The following is a 17304-nucleotide window of genomic DNA, read 5'->3' as shown; positions in this document are numbered from 1 at the left end:
CTCGACCAGCCACACGTCGTCGAGTTCAAGACCCGCACCCTGGCCGAACTGGGTGCCACACCCACCGCCGAGCGGCGCGTGGCCGCGGCCGACCTGCGCGACGACTGGCCCCCCGCACTGCGCACCGCCGGGTTCAACCCGGCCCTGCCGACCGCCTGGAGCGCCGAAGGCCTGCTGGGCTACCTGCCACCCGAGGCACAGGACCGGCTGCTGGACACCATCACCCACCTCAGCGCACCCGGCAGCCGCCTCGCCACCGAACACCGCCCCAACCCACAACCCGGCGACGAGGAAACGACCAAGGCAAGCCTGAACCGCATCTCCGAACGCTGGCAGGCCCAGGGTTTCGACCCCCACATGGCGACGGTGCGCTACTACGGCCCCCGCAACGAAGCCGCCCCCTACCTCACCAGCCTCGGCTGGACCCTGGAAGGAACCACCGTGCGCGACCTACTCGCCACCCACCGCCTGCTCTCGCTCCACGACGACAGCCTGCGCATCGCCGACGTCCGCTACCTCAGCGCCACCCTCACCAAGACCCGGGAACAGCGCCACCGGCTAAGGGAACAGCCCCCGCCGGACGGGGTTGCGGAGGGTGCCGACGCCGTCGATGGTGATCGTGACCTCGTCGCCGTCCTGGAGGGTCACGTCGGGGCCCGGGACGGCGGACGTGCCCGTGGCGAGCAGGACGCCGCGCGGGTAGAGGTCGCCCTGGTAGAGGGCGGCGACGAGGTCCGGCAGTTTGCGGTGCAGGCGCGCCGTGGTGGTCTCGCCGGACCACAGCGGGGCGCCACCGCGGTCGATGCGGACCGAGATCCCCAGGACGTACGGGTCGGGGACGGCGGCGGCGAGCACGATCGACGGTCCGGCCGCGCAGGAGCCGCGGTACATCTTGGCCTGCGGGAGGTACAGCGGGTTCTCGCCTTCGATGCTGCGGGAGCTGACGTCGTTCACCACGGTGTAGCCGACGATCTCGCCCACCGCGTTGGCCACCACCGCCAGCTCGGGCTCGGGCACGTCCCACGTCGAGTCGTCGCGGACGCCGATCGCCTCACCCGGCCCGCGCACGCGCCGGCCGACGCTCTTGAAGAACAGCTCCGGGCGCTCGGCGTCGTACACGCGGGCGTAGATCGCCGCGTCGCCGCTCTCCTCCATGCGGGCCTCGCGGGACACCTCGTACGTCACGCCGGCCGCCCACACCTCGGTGTCGTCGTCGACCGGGGCGAGTGGTTCGCCCGGCGGAGCGGATCCGAGCTCGACGGCGGCCACCCGCGCCGTCAGCTCGGCCGCCGGCAGTGCGAGCAGCGAGCCCAACGTCGTGCCCGGCGGCAGGAGCCCGGTGCCCGCGGCCGCGGTCACGCCCCAGCCCGCCGCTGTCTTGACCAGTGAAGTCATCCCGGCTCCTCAGTGTGAATCGCGCGGCACGCCCGGGCCGCGGGAACCGTGCAGGAAGTCGAAGTCCGCGCCCTGGTGGGCTTGCGTCACGTGGTGCGTGTAGAGCCACGTGTACCCGCTGACGTACGGCGATTCCGGCGGTTGCCACCCGGCCCGGCGCGCGGCCAGCTCCTCGTCGGACACGTGGAGCGTGAGCGAGCGGGCCGGCGTGTCGAGCGTGATCCGGTCGCCGGTCCGCACCAGTGCGAGCGGCCCGCCCGCGGCGGACTCCGGGCTCACGTGCAGCACGACCGTGCCGTAGCCGGTGCCGGACATCCGGCCGTCGCAGATGCGCACGAGGTCGGTGACGCCGTCCTTGAGCAGCTTCGTCGGCAGCGGCACGTTGGCCACTTCCGGCATGCCCGGGTAGCCCTTCGGCCCGGCGCCGCGGATCACCAGCACCGTGTCGGCGGTGACGTCGAGGTCCGGGTCGTCGGCGACGCGGTGGTAGTCCTCGGCGGTGTCGAACACGAGCGCCGGACCGGTGTGCGTGAGCAGCTCCGGCGACGCGGCCGACTGCTTGAGCACCGCGCCGTCCGGCGCGAGGTTCCCGGTGAGCACGGCGGTTCCGGTCCCCGCCGGCTGGAACGGTTCCGTCACCTCGGTGATCACGTCGTCATTCCAGCACTCGGCGTCGGACACGTTGTCCGCCAACGACTTCCCCGTCACGGTGACCGTGTTCTGGTGCAGCAGCCCGGCTTCGGCCAGCCGCCGCACGACCACGGGCAGGCCGCCGGCGTAGCAGAAGTCCTCCATGAGGAACTTGCCCGACGGCATGAGGTTCACGAGCGTCGGCACCTCGCGGCCCAGCGCGTCGAAGTCCGCCATCGCCAGCGGCACGCCGACGCGGCCCGCGAGGGCGAGCAGGTGGATGATCGCGTTGGTCGAGCCGCCGATGGCCGCGTTCACGCGGATCGCGTTCTCGAACGCCTCGCGCGTGAGGATCGCCGACGGGCGCAGCTGCTCCTCCACCATCGCCACGATCCGCTGTCCCGCCGACTGCGCGATCTCGAACCGGCGCGCGTCGACGGCCGGCCACGTCGCCGAGCCGGGCAGCTGCATGCCGAGCGCCTCGGCGAGGCAGGCCATGGTCGAGGCCGTGCCCATGGTCATGCAGTGCCCGTTGGAGCGCGCCATGCAGCCCTCGGCGAAGAAGCACTCCTCCTGGCTCATGCGCCCGGCCTTGAGCTCCTCCTCGAACTTCCACACGTGCGTGCCGGACCCGACGTCCTCACCGCGGAACTTGCCGTTGAGCATCGGACCGCCGGTCACCATCACCGCGGGCAGGTCGACGCTCGCCGCGCCCATCAGCATCGCCGGCGTCGTCTTGTCGCAGCCGGACAGCAGCACCACGCCGTCGAGCGGGTTGGCGCGGATGAGCTCCTCGACCTCCATCGCCATGAGGTTGCGGTACAGCATCGCGGTGGGCCGCATGAGCGTCTCGCCCGTCGCCATGGTCGGGAACGCCAGCGGGAACCCGCCGGCCTGCCAGACGCCGCGCTTCACCGCCTCGGCCACGCGGGTGAGGTGGACGTTGCACGGCGCGAGTTCCGACGCGCTCGTCGCGATGCCGATCACCGGCCGCCCGTCGAACACGTCCGGGCCGAAGCCCTGCGATCGCATCCACGAGCGGTGGATCATCCCGGCCCGGCCCGACGCGCCGAACCACGCCGCGCTGCGCCGGCCACCCTGCTCGTCACCCACGTGTACCTCGCCTCCCGGAGCCGCTGGTCCTTTCCCCCACTCCACCGCACCCGGCGCGGCGGGGCAAGTGATCAACCCTTGACCGACCCGGTCAGCCCACCCACGATCCGCCGTTGCGCCACCACGAAGAACCCGAGCGCCGGCACCATCGACAGCGCCGTGAACGCCAGCACCCGCGCGGTGTCCTGCGAATACTGCGACTGGAACGTCGCCACGCCCAGCGGCAGCGTGAAGTGCGCGCTGTCGTTGAACACCAGCAGCGGCAACAGGTAGGCGTTCCAGCTCGTCACGAACGCGAGCACCGCGACGGTGGTGAGCGCGGGCACCGAGAGCGGCAGCATGATCCGCCAGAAGAACCCGAGCCGGCTCGTGCCGTCGAGCACCGCGGCGTCCTCGAGCTCGCCCGGCACGGCGTGCATGAACGGCCGCAGGATCACGATCGTCACCGGCAGCGAGAACGCCGCCTCCGGGATCGCGACACCCAGCGGGTTCTCCAGCAGCCCGAGCTGGCGCAACCACAGGTACAGCGGCAGCGTCGCGACGCCCAGCGGGAACAGCAGGCCGAGGGTGAACAGGACATACACGGCTTCACGGCCCTTGAAGACGTAGCGGGACAAGGCGAACGCCGCCATCGACCCCAGGCTCACGGCCAGCGCCGTCGCCACCACCGCGATCAGCGCGCTGTTGCCGAGGAACCGCCAGAAGTCGGGCGAGGTGACCACGCTGCGGTAGTTGTCCCACACCCACGGCCCCGGCAGGCCCGCCGGATCGCGGTTCAGCTGCCCGTTGGTGCGGAAGCCGCCGAGCACCACGAACAGCACCGGCACCACCGTGACCACCACGACGACGACCGCGGCCGCGTACCCCGCGACCAGGCCCCAGCGCCGGCCCGCCACCTCAGCTCACCGCCCGGGTCAGCGCACCGGCGGTGTCGCGCCGAAGCGCGAACCGCTGGTACAGCAAGGCGAACACGAAGCAGATCGCGAACAGCACCACGGCGACGGCGCTGCCGAACCCGAACTCGTAGCGTTTGAAGCCGTGGTCCACGAGGTAGCTGGCCATCGTGGTCGACGCGTTGGCCGGGCCGCCGAGCGTCATGATCCACACGAGGTCGAACAGCTGCAGCGAACCGATGACGCTCAGGAAAACCCAGATCCGGATCGTGGGGCCGAGCAGCGGCAGCACCACGTGGCGCGTGGTCTGCCAAGCGGTCGCGCCGTCGAGCGCGGCGGCTTCGCGCAGCTCCGGCGGCACGCCCTGCAGGCCCGCGAGCAGCAGGATGATGCCGAAGCCGAGGTACTTCCACGTCATCACCACGAAAAGCGTGTACAGCACGATCCCCGGGTCGGCGAGCCACTGGTGCACGAGCCCGCCCAGGCCGGCGCCGCGCAGGATCTCGTCGACGAAGCCCCCTGGCTGCAGCATGAGCACCCAGATGACGGCCGTGATCGCCTCCGACAGCACGTACGGAGCGAACACGACCATCCGCAGGAAGGTGCGGCCCTTGAGCTTGCGGTCCAGCAGCAGCGCGAGGCCGATGCTCAGCGGCAGCTGGACCACGATCGAGAGCACGGCGATGATGACGTTGTGCCCGATCGCGCCGCGGAAGACCGCGCCGCCGAACGCGTCGGCGTAGTTCTGGAACCCCACGAAGTCCGTGAGCGGGCCGAACCCGTTCCAGGAGTAGAAGCTGTAGTACAGCGCGATGCCGATGGGCACCAGCACGAACCCCGTGAACAGCACCAGCGCCGGGCCGAGCAACAGCACGAGCTCGAGCCGGGTGCGGCCCCGGCGCCGCGCGGGGCGCCGGGGTGCACTGTGGACGGTCCGCGCGAGCGGCCGGGGCGGAGCGGGAGCCGCCATCACTTGTTCCCGGTGGCGGCCTGGTTCACGGCCCGCACCACCGCTTCCGGGTTGCCCTGCCCCGCGAACAGGTTCGCGACGGCGTCGTTGAGCGCCTGCCCGACGGCGGTCGGGAACGCGCGGTCGAAGTACATCTGCACGTACGACGCCTTGCGCGTCTGCTCGGCCACGGCCTTGAGCGACTCGTTCTTCAGCGACGACACGGCCTCGGCGTTCACCGGCAGGCCCGAGCCGGCCTCGGCGATCTTCTTCTGCACCGGCGTGCTCGTGAGGTACTGCAGGAACCCGGCGCACGCGGCTGCCGCGCGCGTCGTGCACGAGAACCCGTCACCGCCGCCGAGCAGCACCGCGGGGTCGCCCGCGCCGCCGGGCACCGACGGGAACGGGAACCAGCCGAGTTTGCCGTCGAGCTCCTTGTCGTCGGTGAGCGAGGACATGGTGCTCGGTTCCCAGTCGCCCTGCAGCTCCATCGCGGCCTTGCCGTTGGCGACGAGGCCGGCCGAGCTGCCCGCGCCCTGCTGCGCCGGCGTGCCGTTGAACCCGGTCTGGAACGGCTGCGTGGCGAGGAAGCCCTGCAGGTCCCGGCCCGCCTTGACCCAGCACGGGTTCTGCAGTTTGCCGGCGGAGATCTCGTCCTTGAGCACCTGCGTGGAGCACGCGCGCACGGCGAAGTAGTCGTAGTAGAACGCGTCGGGCCAGCGGTCCTTGCCCCCGAGCGCGATGGGCGCGATGCCGGCGGCCTTCAGCTTGCCGATGGCCGCGGTGAAGTCCGCCATGGTCGTCGGCGGCGCCGTGATCCCGGCCTGCGCGAAGAGGTCCTTGCGGTACCAGAACCCGACGACGTGCTGCACGTACGGCACGCCGTACTGCTTCCCGCCGACCTGCCAGCCCTGCGCCGTCTGGCCGACGCCGCCGATCCAGCTCTGCACCGACGACGTCAGGTCGGCCACGCGGCCCGAGGTGACCTGCGAAGCCTCGTCCCCGCCGCCCCACTGCTGGTAGAGGTCCGGCGGCGTGCTCGACTGCAGCGCCAGCGGCACCTTCGTCGGGAACTCCTCGTTCTGGATCGGCTGCACCGTGAACGACACGTCGGGGTGCGCCTTGTGGTAATCGTCGGCGACCTGCTGCCACAGGGACCGCACGGGTTCCGCGGTGCCGTTGTGCCACCAGGTCAGCGTGACCGGTCCCGACGCGGCGGCCGGTCCGTCGTCGCCACCTCCTCCGCACGCGGAGAGCACGAGCGCGGCGGCCGCGGCGAGCGCGGCGAGGGGAAATCTCCGGCTGGGACGCATGGGCGGATCCACTCCTGACGACTTCGGCCGAGTTGGACGGGGCGTGACGGCGCCCGGGATGGCGAAGAGTCTGCGCGCCCGAAATTCCCGTGTCAATCGTTGTCGATAACGTTTTACATCGCTAGGCTGAGCCGGTGCAGCCTCGTTCCCGTGTCACGATCCGTGACGTCGCCGCCCGCGCCGGAGTGTCCGTCGCGACGGTGTCCAAGGTGATCAACCAGCGCTACGGCGTCGCCGCCGACACGTTCGCGCGCGTCCGCGCCGTGATCGACGAGCTGGGGTACGAGGCGAGCCTCGTGGCGCAGAGCCTGCGCAACCACAAGACCAACGTGATCGGCATCCTCGTGGCCGACCTCGAACCGTTCAGCACCGAGCTGCTCAAGGGCGCGGCGGACGCGATCCGCGGCACCGGGTTCGAGCTCGTCGTGTACTCGGCCGGTGGGCGCACCGGCGACCCCGAGGGCTGGGAGCGCCGGTACCTGTCGCGGCTGAGCGGCACGCTCGTCGACGGCGCGGTGCTCGTGACCCCCGCCGCCGAACTCGAAGGCCTGCCCGGAACTCCCGTCGTCGCCGTGGATCCGCACACCGGGCGTTCGCCGCTGCCGGCGATCGTCTCCGACAACCTGCGCGGCGCGCAGCTGGCGACCGAGCACCTGCTCGCGCTCGGGCACCGGCGGATCGCGCTGCTCGCGGGCCGGCCGGACCTGCAGTCGGCGCAGCTGCGTGAGACCGGCTACCGGCGCGCCCTGGCCACAGCCGGCGTCGAGGTGGACGAAACCCTGGTCGTAGCCGGGGATTACGACGGTGAGCTGGCGGCGGCGTCGGCGCGCGAGCTGCTGACGCGCCCCGACCGGCCGACGGCGGTGTTCGCCGCCAACGACACCTCCGCCATCGCCACCTTGGAAGCCGCTTCGGCGCTGGGCCTGCGCGTACCGGACGACGTGTCCGTGGTCGGCTTCGACAACATCCCCGAATCGGCGCTGTGCACTCCCCCGCTCACCACGGTGGAGCAACCCATCCGCGAGATGGGCCACCGCGCCATCACCGTCCTCATCGGACTCATCAACGGCGGAACCGAGGAGCGTGAGCCCGTGGTGCTCGACACGAAACTGGTGGTGCGCTCGTCGAGCGCCGCGCCGCGAGCCCGCTCGTGACCACCGAGACCGCCCAGCCCGCCGACGCCGCGGGCGAACCGTGGCGCGACCCGCGGCTGCCCGTCGCCGAGCGGGTGCGCGACCTCGTGGCGCGCCTGTCCGTGCGGGAGAAGGTGGCGCAGCTGTCCGGGATCTGGGTCGGCATGGACTCCGGCGGTGAGGTCGCGCCGCACCAGCACGACTTCGCACAGGACCCGCCCGACTGGGACGCGCTCGTGCCGCACGGCGTCGGGCAGCTGACCCGCGCGTTCGGCACGCGGCCGGTCGACCCCGAGATCGGTGCGCGCGGGCTCGCGCGGACGCAGGAGGAGATCGTGGCGCGCGGGCGCTTCGGCATCCCCGCGGTGGTGCACGAGGAGTGCCTCACGGGCCTGGCGGCGTGGCAGGCGACGGTGTACCCGGCGCCGCTGTGCTGGGGCGCGAGCTTCGACCCGGACCTGGTGCGGCGCATGGCGTCCCGCATCGGGCGGACCATGCGCGCGCTCGGCGTGCACCAGGGCCTGGCGCCGGTGCTCGACGTGGCGCGGGACCTGCGCTGGGGCCGCGTCGAGGAGACCATCGGTGAGGACCCCTACCTCGTGGGCACCATCGGCGCGGCCTACGTCGCCGGGCTCGAATCGGCCGGGATCGTCGCGACGCTCAAGCACTTCGCGGGCTACTCGGCGTCGAAGGCCGGGCGCAACCTCGCGCCCGTGGCGATCGGCCCGCGCGAGTTCGCCGACGTGCTGCTGCCCCCGTTCGAGCACGCGCTGCGCGCCGGGGCGCGCTCGGTGATGAACGCCTACACCGACCTCGACGGCCTGCCCGCCGCGGCCGATCCGGCGCTGCTCACCACGCTGCTGCGCGAGCGCTACGGGTTCACCGGCACCGTGGTGGCCGACTACTTCTCCGTGGCGTTCCTCCACACCCTGCACCACGTCGCGACCGGACAGGCGGACGCGGCGCGCCAGGCGCTGACCGCGGGCATCGACGTCGAACTGCCCACAGTGGACTGTTACGGCACGCCGCTCGTGGAGGCGCTGGCCGACGGCAGCGTCGACGAGTCCCTCGTGGACCGCGCGCTGCACCGCGTGCTGACGCAGAAGTTCGAACTGGGCCTGCTGGATCCCGGATGGACACCACACCCGGCCGTGACGGCGCTCGACGACGCGGAGTCGCGGGAGCTCGCGCGCGAGCTCGCGGAGCGGTCGGTGGTGCTGCTGTCGAACACCGGAGCGCTGCCGCTGCGTTCCGGTGTCCGGCTGGCGGTCGTGGGCCCGCGCGCGGACGAGCCGGGCGCGATGCTCGGCTGCTACTCGTTCCCGATGCACGTCGGCGTGCACCACCCGGACGTGCCCTTCGGACTCGACGTGCCCACGGTCGCCGAGGCGCTGCGGGAGTCGTTCGACGTCACCTTCGCCCCCGGCTGCGGCGTCACCGACGGGACGGACGAGGACCTCGCCGCGGCCGTCGAGGCGGCCGCGGCGGCGGACGTCTGCGTCGCCGTGCTCGGCGACCGCGCGGGCCTGTTCGGCGGCGGCACGTCCGGCGAAGGCTGCGACGCGGCCGACCTGCGGTTGCCCGGCCGGCAGGAGGAGCTGCTCGAAGCGGTGCTGGCGACGGGCACGCCCGTCGTGCTGGTGCTGCTGTCCGGCCGGCCCTACGAGCTGTCGCGCCAGGTCGACCGGCTGGCGGCCGTCGTGTGCGGGTTCTACCCGGGCGAAGCGGGCGCGGCGGCGCTCGCGGGCGTGCTGACCGGCCGGGTCGAACCGTCGGGCCGCCTGCCGGTGAGCTTCCCCGCCGCCGGGGCGACCCAGCCCTCGACCTACCTCGGCGCGGCGCTGGCCGCGCGCAGCGACGTCAGCTCGATCGACCCCACGCCGGTGTTCCCGTTCGGCCACGGCCTCGCTTACCACCCGGCCACGTGGGTGTCGGTCACCGGCGCGGCCGCGTGGCCGACCGACGGCGTGTGCCGGGTCAGCGTCACCCTGCGCAACCCGCACGACACGGAGACGTCGGAGGTCGTGCAGGTCTACCTCCACGACCCGGTCGCCGAGGTCGCGCGCCCGCTGCGGCAGCTGATCGCCGCGCCGCGCGTGGCGCTCCCGCCCGGGGCGACCCGCGTGGTGCACCTGGACCTGCACGCGGACCTCACGTCGTACACCGGCCGGGCCGGCGACCGCCTCGTCGACGCCGGGCCGGTCGAGCTGCACGTCGGCCCGTCCAGTGCGGTCGCGCACAGCGTGCTGGCGGTGCCGATGGCGGGCGCGCGAAGGTTCACAGGCTTCGATCGCGTGCTCCAGCCGCAGGTCACGGTGGTTCCCGGCTGATAAGTCGCTGAGAACCCCGGCAAACGGGACACTCTCCGGGCCCTCCCCGCGTTGAGCAGGGTGCAACGACTGCCATCCGAGGAGTGTGTGATGAGCCTGATCGGAACTCTGGTCGGGTACTTGCTGACCCTGTTCATCCTCGTGCTGATCGCGCGGATGATCCTGGACTGGACGCGCGTGGTGACGACCGGGCCGCCCTGGCTCGGGAAGGCGCGCTACTACAGCCACCGCGCGACCGAGCCCGTGATCGCGCCCGTGCGCCGCGTCCTGCGGCCCGTCCGCGCGGGCGGGGTGTCGATCGACCTGGCGTTCACGGTGGTGTTCATCGCCGCGCTCGTCGTGCGGTCGGTCGCCTTCGCCCTGTGACGGCTGTACGAAAACCGCCGGGTTTCCCGCTTTCTGGTACGGCTACCGGTTCGGGCTCGCGGTGGGTGATAGTCGGCGGCGTGACCCACGTGCTGCCCGCTCTCCCGCAGACCGCCCCGCCGGAGCCCGAGCCGGGCCAGGGCAGCGTGCTCTACCGCGACGCCGTGGTCGCTCCCCTGCTCGGCTACCGGCCGCTGCTGCTGGACCTGGCCGTGCCGGCCGGCCCGCCGCCCGCGACGGGCTGGCCGGTGGTCGTGTACGTGCACGGCGGCGCCTTCGCCGTCGGCTCGCCCAAGCACGCGCCGCTGGGCCGCTACCTCGGCGAACGCCTGCCGGCCGCGGGGTTCGCCGTCGCCAAGGTCCACTTCAGACACAGCCGGGAAGCGGTGTACCCGGCGCAGCTGCACGACGTGAAGGCGGCCGTGCGCTGGCTGCGCCACCACCACGCGGCGCTCGCGCTCGACCCGGACCGCTTCGCCGCGTGGGGCCACGCGGCGGGCGGGCACCTGGCGGTGATGCTCGCCGTCACCGGCGGCCGCGCAGACCTGGAAGGACAGATCGGCGTCGCCGGCCCGGACAGCGGCGTGCAGGCCGTCGTGGCTTGGAGCGCACCCTCGGACTTCACGCGCCTGCCGCCGCCCCCGCCGAGCTCGCCGTTCCACGCCACCGGCGAAGACCCGCACGCCTGGCTGCTCGGCGGCGCGCCCGCCCAGCACCCCGCCCTCGCCGCGGCCGCGAGCCCGCTCACGCACGTCACCGCGGCCGCCGCGCCGCTGCTCGCCGTCCACGGCACCGCGGACGACGCCGTCCCCATCACCCAGAGCGAAACGCTGGTCACCACGTACTGGCAAGCCGGCGCCGACGCGGACTTCCGGTGGCTCGACGACGTCGGCCACGTCTACGGACTGCGCACCCGCGAAGCGATGACCACCGCGGGCATCGACTTCCTGCACACACAGCTCGGCGCTCCCGGCCCGCGAGCCGGGAGCGCCGCACGGAACTGAGATCTACAGCTGCACCCCGCGCGACAGCGCGCCGTCAGCCACGAGGTTCGTCCCCGTGATGAACGACGCGAGCGGGCTGGCCAGCATCGTCACCGCGTAGGCGATCTCCTCCGGCGTGCCCATGCGGCCCGTCGGGTTCAGCGCCAGCGCCTGGTTGTACAGGTCCGGGTTGCCCGTCTCCGTGCTGTGCCAGATGCCGCCCTCGAAGTAGGTGTTGCCGGGCGACACGGTGTTCGCGCGGATGCCCTTGGGCGCCAGCTGGAAGGCCAGGCCCTGGATGTAGTGGATCACCGCCGCCTTCATCGTGCCGTAGGCCGGCGCGGCGAAGTCGATTTCGCGGCCCGAGACGCTCGAGATGGCGATGATCGAGCCCGCCTCGCTGCGTTCGAGGTGGGGCAGCGCGGATTCGGCGACGCGGACCGTGTGCATCAGGTCGACCTCGAAGCTCGAGCTCCAGTTCTCCTCGGTCGGGCCGATGGACAGTGCGCTGACGTTCGCCACGACGATGTCGAGACCGCCGAGGTCGGCCGCGGCGCGTTCGACCCACGCCGTCAGCGCGGTGCCGTCGGCGACGTCCACCGCCTCACCGGACACGGTCGCGCCCGCGTCGCGGAAGTCCTTCTCCGTGGCGCGCACCTCGGATTCGGTGCGCGCGCAGAACGCCACCGCCGCGCCTTCGCCAGCGAGCGAGGCGACGATCGCGCGCCCGATCCCCTTCGTGCCACCGGTCACCAGGGCCTTGCGCCCGGCCAGCCGCAGATCCATGTCTTCTCCTCCTAGAGCTTCGCGGCCTGCTCGCGCAGGTAGCGGTGCATTCCGCCGTAGGCCTCGCCCGTGGGCAGCAGGCGCTTCGGGATCTTGGTGACGGCGCTGTAGTTCGCGTCGACGACGTTGGCCAGCGGGGCCTGGCTGATCTGGGTGAGCAGCTGGTAGGCGTCGAGCGGGTCGAGCCCGTACAGCTCGCCGAGCCAGCCGATCATGCCGTGCTGGCTCGCCCGCCACGCGTCCTCCAGCGGGCGCGACGACGCGACCACCACGTAGTGGTCGTCCTGTTCGATCCGCGGCCACCCGGGGGCGCCGCCCTTGATCAGTTCCACGATCAGCGTCACGTTCATGGCGCCTTCGACCGCGGTGCCGCACGCCTCGCCCTCGCCCTGGCGGTAGTGGCCGTCGCCGACGGAGAACAGCGCACCCGGCACGTTCACCCCGAGGTAGCAGGTGCTGCCGGCCTTCATCTCGGGCGTGTCCATGTTGCCGCCGAACATGTCCGGTACCAATGAGGTGCGGACCTCACGGCCCGCGGGCGCCACGCCGACCGTACCGAGCATCGGCTCCACCGGCAGATCGAGGCGGAACTCGCCGCGCAGCGCCTCGAACACCACGACCTGGCGGTCGCGGTCGAGGTGGTAGATCCAGGTCAGCTCCGGAAGCGGTTCGTGCAGCATCGCCGTGCGATCGGTGGCGGTCAGACCACCGAAGAACGGGATCGTCGCCGACGCCGCCCAGTCGCGCGCCGGGTCCAGATCCACGAAGTGCAGCGCGAGCGTGTCACCCGGCTCGGCACCCTCCACGTAGAACGGACCGGTCTGCGGATTCACCTCTCGCATGTCGAGCTTTTCACTCGGTTTGTCCGACGCGCTCTGCAGCCGTCCGCTGAACGCGTCCTCGGTCCAGAGCTTCATCAGCGTGCCGGGTGCGACCCGGCGAATGGGTTCCACCCCACCGAAAGTCCACGCGTACTGCTCGCGTTCGGGGGTGAACTCGACGATCTCCACCGCGGCTCCTCAAGACAGTGGTTTTCCCGGCCCCCCGCCGCGATCGATCTTGCCGACCCGGGCGCCCGCAGGCAAGTCAGCACGCGGGCCCTTCACGCGGCGCGTTCACTTTTCTAGCATGGAATGCCTGACGTGACGGGGGGAAACCTCCCGCGCCGCGCCACCTGTTCACCGGAGAACGAGGAAAGGCGGCAAGAAACTCATGGCAGGCAACAAAGCGGTCACGTACATGGGTCCGGGCAAGGTCGAGGTCGACACGATCGAGTACCCGGGATTCGAGCTCAAGGACGGCCCGGGTGTGAACCCGGCGAACGTGGGTCGCAAAACCCCCCACGGCGTGATCCTGAAGAACGTGGCGACCAACATCTGCGGTTCCGACCAGCACATGGTCCGCGGGCGCACGACGGCACCGCAAGGACTGGTGCTGGGTCACGAAATCACCGGCGAAGTGGTCGAGACCGGCCGCGACGTCGAGTTCATCAAGGAGGGCGACCTGGTTTCGGTGCCCTTCAACATCGCGTGCGGCCGGTGCCGCAACTGCAAGGAGGGCAAGACCGGGATCTGCCTGAACGTGAACCCGGACCGGCCCGGTTCGGCGTACGGGTACGTCGACATGGGCGGCTGGGTCGGCGGCCAGGCGGAGTACGTGATGGTGCCCTACGCGGACTGGAACCTCCTGAAGTTCCCCGACCGCGATCAGGCGATGGAGAAGATCCTCGACCTGACCATGCTGTCGGACATCTTCCCGACCGGTTTCCACGGCTGCGTCAGCGCGGGCGTCACGGTCGGTTCAACGGTGTACATCGCGGGTGCCGGACCGGTGGGCCTGGCGGCGGCCGCGTCGGCGCAGTTGCTGGGCGCAGCCGCGGTGCTCGTGGGCGACCTGAACGCCGACCGGCTGGCACAGGCGCGCAGCTTCGGCTGCGAGACGGTCGACGTGTCCAAGGGCGACCCGAAGGACCAGATCGAGCAGATCCTGGGCACGCCCGAGGTCGACTGCGGCGTCGACGCCGTCGGGTTCGAGGCGCGCGGCCACGGCAAGGAGTCCGCGACCGAGCACCCGGCGACGGTGCTCAACTCGCTGATGGACGTCACCGCCGCGGGCGGGGCACTCGGCATCCCCGGCCTGTACGTGACGGGCGACCCGGGCGCCGGTGAGGAAGCAGCCCGCCACGGATCGCTGTCCATCCGCATCGGACTGGGCTGGGCGAAGTCGCACTCGTTCACGACCGGTCAGTGCCCGGTGATGAAGTACCACCGGCGCCTGATGATGGCGATTCTGAACGACCGCGTCCAGATCGCCAAGGCCGTGAACGCCACGCCCATCTCGCTCGGGGACGCCCCGCGCGGTTACCACGAGTTCGACGAGGGTGCGGCGCGCAAGTACGTCCTGGACCCGCACGGGATGCTGGTCTGAGTTCACCGGCCGGGGTGGCGCTTCCGGGGCGTGGCGCCACCCCGGCCGGCCCGGGCTTCACCCGCCCCGAATCGTGTCCATTGTGGACGACTTGCCGAACTCGGTTTCGAAGCGAACCAGGAGGTCACCGAGCAGCGCGTTGAGCGCCGCCAGCCGAGCGGAGTCGAGCGCACCGGCGAAGAGGGCGTGTTCGTCTTCGGTGCGCTGCCGCGTCGCGGCGGCCCACCGGGCGCGGCCCTTGCGCGTGAGCCGCACCGGGCGGCTGCGGCCGTCGGCGGCCGCGACGCGGTCGACCAGGCCCGCGCGGGCGAGGCGGTCGATGCGCACGCTCACCGTGCCCGACGTGACGCCCAGCAGGTCCCCGAGTTCCTTGGGCGTGAGCACGGGCGGTTCGCCGGAGCGGTGCAGCGCCGAGAGCGCCTGCCAGTCGCCCGGCGTGAGGTCGTGCGCGGCGGCCGCGCGCTCCAGCACCTGCTCGAACTGGCGCGACAGCCGCCCGATGCGCTGCCGCGCGGCCTCGACGTCCGGGTCCACCCCGGCGGGCATCACGCGCAGCCACGCGCCGAGCCCGGCACCGACCGAATCCTGCTCCACGACCACACTCCCCGGCTGGACACTCCCTTGAGTCTCAAGGTAGTTTGGTTTGAGACTCAAGATATCTCACCTGAAGGAGTGGTCCATGAGCCGGGTCTGGTTCATCACCGGCACGAGCGCGGGGTTCGGCCGCGTGCTCGCCGAGGCCGTGCTCGCCCTCGGCGACCGGGTGGTCGCGACCGCCCGCGACGTCGAGTCCGTGAAGGACTTCGCCGACCGCGCGCTCGTCGCGCGGCTGGACGTGACCGATCCCGCGTCGATCCGCTCGGCCGTCGACGCGGCGCTGGCCGAGTACGGGCAGATCGACGTGCTGGTCAACAACGCGGGCCACGGCCTCGTCGGCGCACTCGAAGAGCTCACCGACGAGCAGACGCGCAAGGTCATGGAGACCAACGTGTTCGGCGTGCTCGCGGTGACGCGCGCCGTGCTGCCGCACCTGCGCGAGCGGCGCAGCGGGCACATCGTCCAGCTGTCGTCGGTCGGCGGCGTGGTCGGCAACCCGGGGCACGCGATCTACGCGACGTCGAAGTTCGCGCTGGAGGGCATGTCCGAGGCGCTCGCCGGTGAGGTCGCGCCGCTGGGGATCCGCGTGAGCATCGTGGAGCCGGGACCGTTCCGCACGGAGTTCGCGGGCCGGTCCATGGCCTTCGCCGACCCCATCGCCGACTACCGCGAAACCCCCGCGGGCCGGCTGCGCGAGCAGTTCTCCACACAGGACGGCCACCAGCCCAACGACCCGGCGCGCGCGGCCGCGGCGATCATCAAGCTCGTCGAGACCCCGGACGCGCCGCTGCGGCTGCCGCTCGGGCCGGAGGCCGTCACGCGGATCCGGGCCAAGCTCGAGAAGCAGCTGGCCGACCTCGCGGAGTGGGAGGCCTACGCCGTCGACACCCGCTACCCGGATGCCTGAGATGCCCCGATGGACCGTCAAGCCAAAAGGGCGTGACGGATTCTCGGGCGACGTAGCGGTTGAGGCATAGGCTGAGTTCGGGTTCGGTCAGTCCTTGTATCGGTGCGTCGTTGGAAGTACGGCCGGGTCGTGGAGTCGTAGCGCAGCCGGCACAGGACGATGCGGTGGAGGACTGCGTTCGCAGCCCGGTTTGTTGCTCCGGCGCAGCAGTGATCGATACCCGCGTGGACCGGCGGCGAAGGACCGCCGTGCGAGCACGCGGCCGACCTGGTCAAGCGCGACCGCGACGTGGGTCTCGAGGTGAGTATCGACGTCGACGGTGGCCCGCGCGGGGATCTTTGCGATGCCGGACATGCCATCTCCCTCATCCGGTGGTGGCAGGGCACCGACCCCCGCGGGCGGACAAGACAGTGATGGGGCGCCTCTGACCAGGCTCCTGCCAGGTCACGCCGCTCAGCAGGTGACGTGCGGGCGGGGCCACCCGCACCGAGCGACAGATCTCAGCAAACACACCAAGGTCGGTCAGACAACGGGTCAACTCGCACGGATGACCCCGCACCCCGTTGTCACTGTCAGAACCGGTACCGCAGCACGCACGTGCCGCGCCGGGACAGGGTCGCGCTGCGGGCCGCCAGCCGCGTGAACCAGCGCAGCGCGAGCGGCTGCAGCGCGACCTCCGGCGCCCGCGTGGCGAACAGCTCTTCCACCAGTGCCAGCTCCGGCACCCAGCGCTGGGGGTCACGCGGGTCGTCGAACCCGGGGTTGGCCACGACGCCGGCGATGGAGCCGGTGCCGCGGTAGTGCTTGATCGCCCACACGTGGAAGCGCGTGTAGCTGTTGAACGCGATCTCGCCCTCGGGGAAGCGGTGCGCGAGCCCGCTCAGCAGCGCGACGAACGCGTCCTGCGGCAGGAACGCGACCAGTCCGTCGGCGACCGCCACCGCGGGCCGGCCCTCGGGCAGCCGGTCGAGCCAGCCGGGCTCGGTGAGGTCGGCCGCGATCGGGTGGACGTTCGGGTGCGCCGGCAGCAGGCGTTCGCGCGCGGCGACGACGGCCGGCAGGTCGAGGTCGTACCAGTCCACTGTGGAGGGTGGACGGACGCGTTCGATCCGCCCGTCGAGCCCGGCGCCGAGTTCCAGCACCACCGCGTCGGGGTGCCGGGCGACGAACGAGCGCACCACGTCGTCGAGGATCCGCGAGCGCACCGCGATGTCGAAGACCTGGCTCTTCACCAGCGGTGCCGTGGTGCTGTCGTGCCCGAGCGCCTCGGCGACGCCCGCGGCGGTCGGATCGCCCAGCACCGGGCGCGGTGCGCGGCTGTCGAGCACCCGGCCGTCGAGCGTGAGGTACAGGCTGTTCTCCACCGCGGTGAACGCCGTCGTGCCCATGGTGACCCCCTTGTTTCCCGATCCGGAAACTACGACGGTCACCGAGGCTCGTCAACTCGGATTTTTCTTGTGTTGCAATGGCTGTCGCGAGTGC

Annotated in this window: 15 protein-coding genes and 1 pseudogene; 7 read left to right on the top strand and 9 right to left on the bottom strand. The window is 71.8% G+C overall.

Features of this window, described 5'->3' with window-relative positions; translation table 11 throughout:
* Positions 1-39 precede the first annotated feature (39 nt).
* Positions 40-405 (top strand): annotated as a pseudogene (locus ACIA77_RS30240) (class I SAM-dependent methyltransferase); the annotation flags it as partial.
* 153 nt (positions 406-558) lie between these two features.
* Here ACIA77_RS30240 and ACIA77_RS30235 read toward each other — a convergent pair.
* The 5 genes from ACIA77_RS30235 to ACIA77_RS30215 all read right to left on the bottom strand — a co-directional run bounded on the left by ACIA77_RS30235 (position 559) and on the right by ACIA77_RS30215 (position 6293).
* Positions 559-1395, bottom strand: coding sequence for a fumarylacetoacetate hydrolase family protein (locus tag ACIA77_RS30235; protein WP_395889390.1), 837 nt, complete (start codon positions 1393-1395; stop codon positions 559-561).
* Positions 1396-1404: 9 nt separating this feature from the next.
* Positions 1405-3138 (bottom strand): IlvD/Edd family dehydratase, encoded by a 1734-nt coding sequence (locus ACIA77_RS30230; RefSeq protein WP_395889389.1) that lies wholly within the window; start codon positions 3136-3138, stop codon positions 1405-1407.
* Between the two features lie 71 nt (positions 3139-3209).
* Entirely contained in the window at positions 3210-4034 is an 825-nt protein-coding gene (locus tag ACIA77_RS30225) for a carbohydrate ABC transporter permease (protein WP_395889388.1), read from the bottom strand.
* A gap of 1 nt (position 4035) precedes the next feature.
* The gene (locus tag ACIA77_RS30220; RefSeq protein WP_395889387.1) at positions 4036-5001 is read right to left on the bottom strand and encodes a carbohydrate ABC transporter permease; all 966 of its coding nucleotides are present in this window, start codon (positions 4999-5001) and stop codon (positions 4036-4038) included.
* Entirely contained in the window at positions 5001-6293 is a 1293-nt protein-coding gene (locus ACIA77_RS30215) for an extracellular solute-binding protein (RefSeq protein WP_395889386.1), read from the bottom strand. The genes ACIA77_RS30220 and ACIA77_RS30215 overlap by 1 nt, the downstream gene beginning before the upstream one ends.
* Before the next feature lie 134 nt (positions 6294-6427).
* Between ACIA77_RS30215 and ACIA77_RS30210 the strand changes: the two genes are divergently transcribed.
* The 4 genes from ACIA77_RS30210 (at position 6428) to ACIA77_RS30195 (ending at position 11126) form a co-directional block, all read left to right on the top strand.
* Positions 6428-7447, top strand: a complete 1020-nt coding sequence (locus ACIA77_RS30210) for a LacI family DNA-binding transcriptional regulator (protein ID WP_395889385.1) — start codon at positions 6428-6430, stop codon at positions 7445-7447.
* Entirely contained in the window at positions 7444-9756 is a 2313-nt protein-coding gene (locus ACIA77_RS30205) for a beta-glucosidase (protein ID WP_395889384.1), read from the top strand. Before ACIA77_RS30210 ends, ACIA77_RS30205 begins: the two co-directional genes overlap by 4 nt.
* Before the next feature lie 90 nt (positions 9757-9846).
* Complete coding sequence (locus tag ACIA77_RS30200; RefSeq protein ID WP_395889383.1) at positions 9847-10122, top strand: YggT family protein; 276 nt, start codon at positions 9847-9849, stop codon at positions 10120-10122.
* 80 nt (positions 10123-10202) lie between these two features.
* A complete protein-coding gene (locus ACIA77_RS30195; protein ID WP_395889382.1) occupies positions 10203-11126 on the top strand; it encodes an alpha/beta hydrolase fold domain-containing protein in 924 nt (307 codons plus the stop codon).
* 3 nt (positions 11127-11129) lie between these two features.
* Here the strand turns inward: ACIA77_RS30195 and ACIA77_RS30190 are convergent, their stop codons facing one another.
* Together ACIA77_RS30190 and ACIA77_RS30185 are read right to left on the bottom strand one after the other, a co-directional pair.
* On the bottom strand, positions 11130-11891 hold the full coding sequence (locus ACIA77_RS30190; protein ID WP_395889381.1) for an SDR family NAD(P)-dependent oxidoreductase: 762 nt from the start codon (positions 11889-11891) through the stop codon (positions 11130-11132).
* An 11-nt stretch (positions 11892-11902) separates the two neighbouring features.
* Positions 11903-12901 carry an acetamidase/formamidase family protein gene (locus ACIA77_RS30185; RefSeq protein ID WP_395889380.1) on the bottom strand — a complete coding sequence of 333 codons (999 nt, stop codon included), beginning with the start codon at positions 12899-12901 and terminating at the stop codon, positions 11903-11905.
* Positions 12902-13103: 202 nt separating this feature from the next.
* Here ACIA77_RS30185 and fdhA point away from each other — a divergent pair, with 202 nt between their 5' ends.
* Complete coding sequence (fdhA, locus tag ACIA77_RS30180; RefSeq protein WP_395889379.1) at positions 13104-14318, top strand: formaldehyde dehydrogenase, glutathione-independent; 1215 nt, start codon at positions 13104-13106, stop codon at positions 14316-14318.
* Positions 14319-14375: 57 nt separating this feature from the next.
* Here the strand turns inward: fdhA and ACIA77_RS30175 are convergent, their stop codons facing one another.
* A complete protein-coding gene (locus ACIA77_RS30175) occupies positions 14376-14912 on the bottom strand; it encodes a MarR family winged helix-turn-helix transcriptional regulator (protein WP_395889378.1) in 537 nt (178 codons plus the stop codon).
* Positions 14913-14997: 85 nt separating this feature from the next.
* Here ACIA77_RS30175 and ACIA77_RS30170 point away from each other — a divergent pair, with 85 nt between their 5' ends.
* Positions 14998-15822, top strand: a complete 825-nt coding sequence (locus ACIA77_RS30170; protein ID WP_395889377.1) for an oxidoreductase — start codon at positions 14998-15000, stop codon at positions 15820-15822.
* A 572-nt stretch (positions 15823-16394) separates the two neighbouring features.
* Here the strand turns inward: ACIA77_RS30170 and ACIA77_RS30165 are convergent.
* Positions 16395-17210: a class I SAM-dependent methyltransferase gene (locus ACIA77_RS30165; protein ID WP_395889376.1), complete on the bottom strand. Its 816-nt coding sequence runs from the start codon at positions 17208-17210 to the stop codon at positions 16395-16397.
* Positions 17211-17304 lie beyond the last annotated feature (94 nt).

It is taken from the genome of Amycolatopsis sp. NPDC051903, assembly GCF_044452505.1.
Lineage (GTDB): Bacteria > Actinomycetota > Actinomycetes > Mycobacteriales > Pseudonocardiaceae > Amycolatopsis.
The sequence above is the reverse complement of the archived record's forward strand: the minus strand, read 5'-3'. Positions and strand labels throughout refer to the sequence as shown.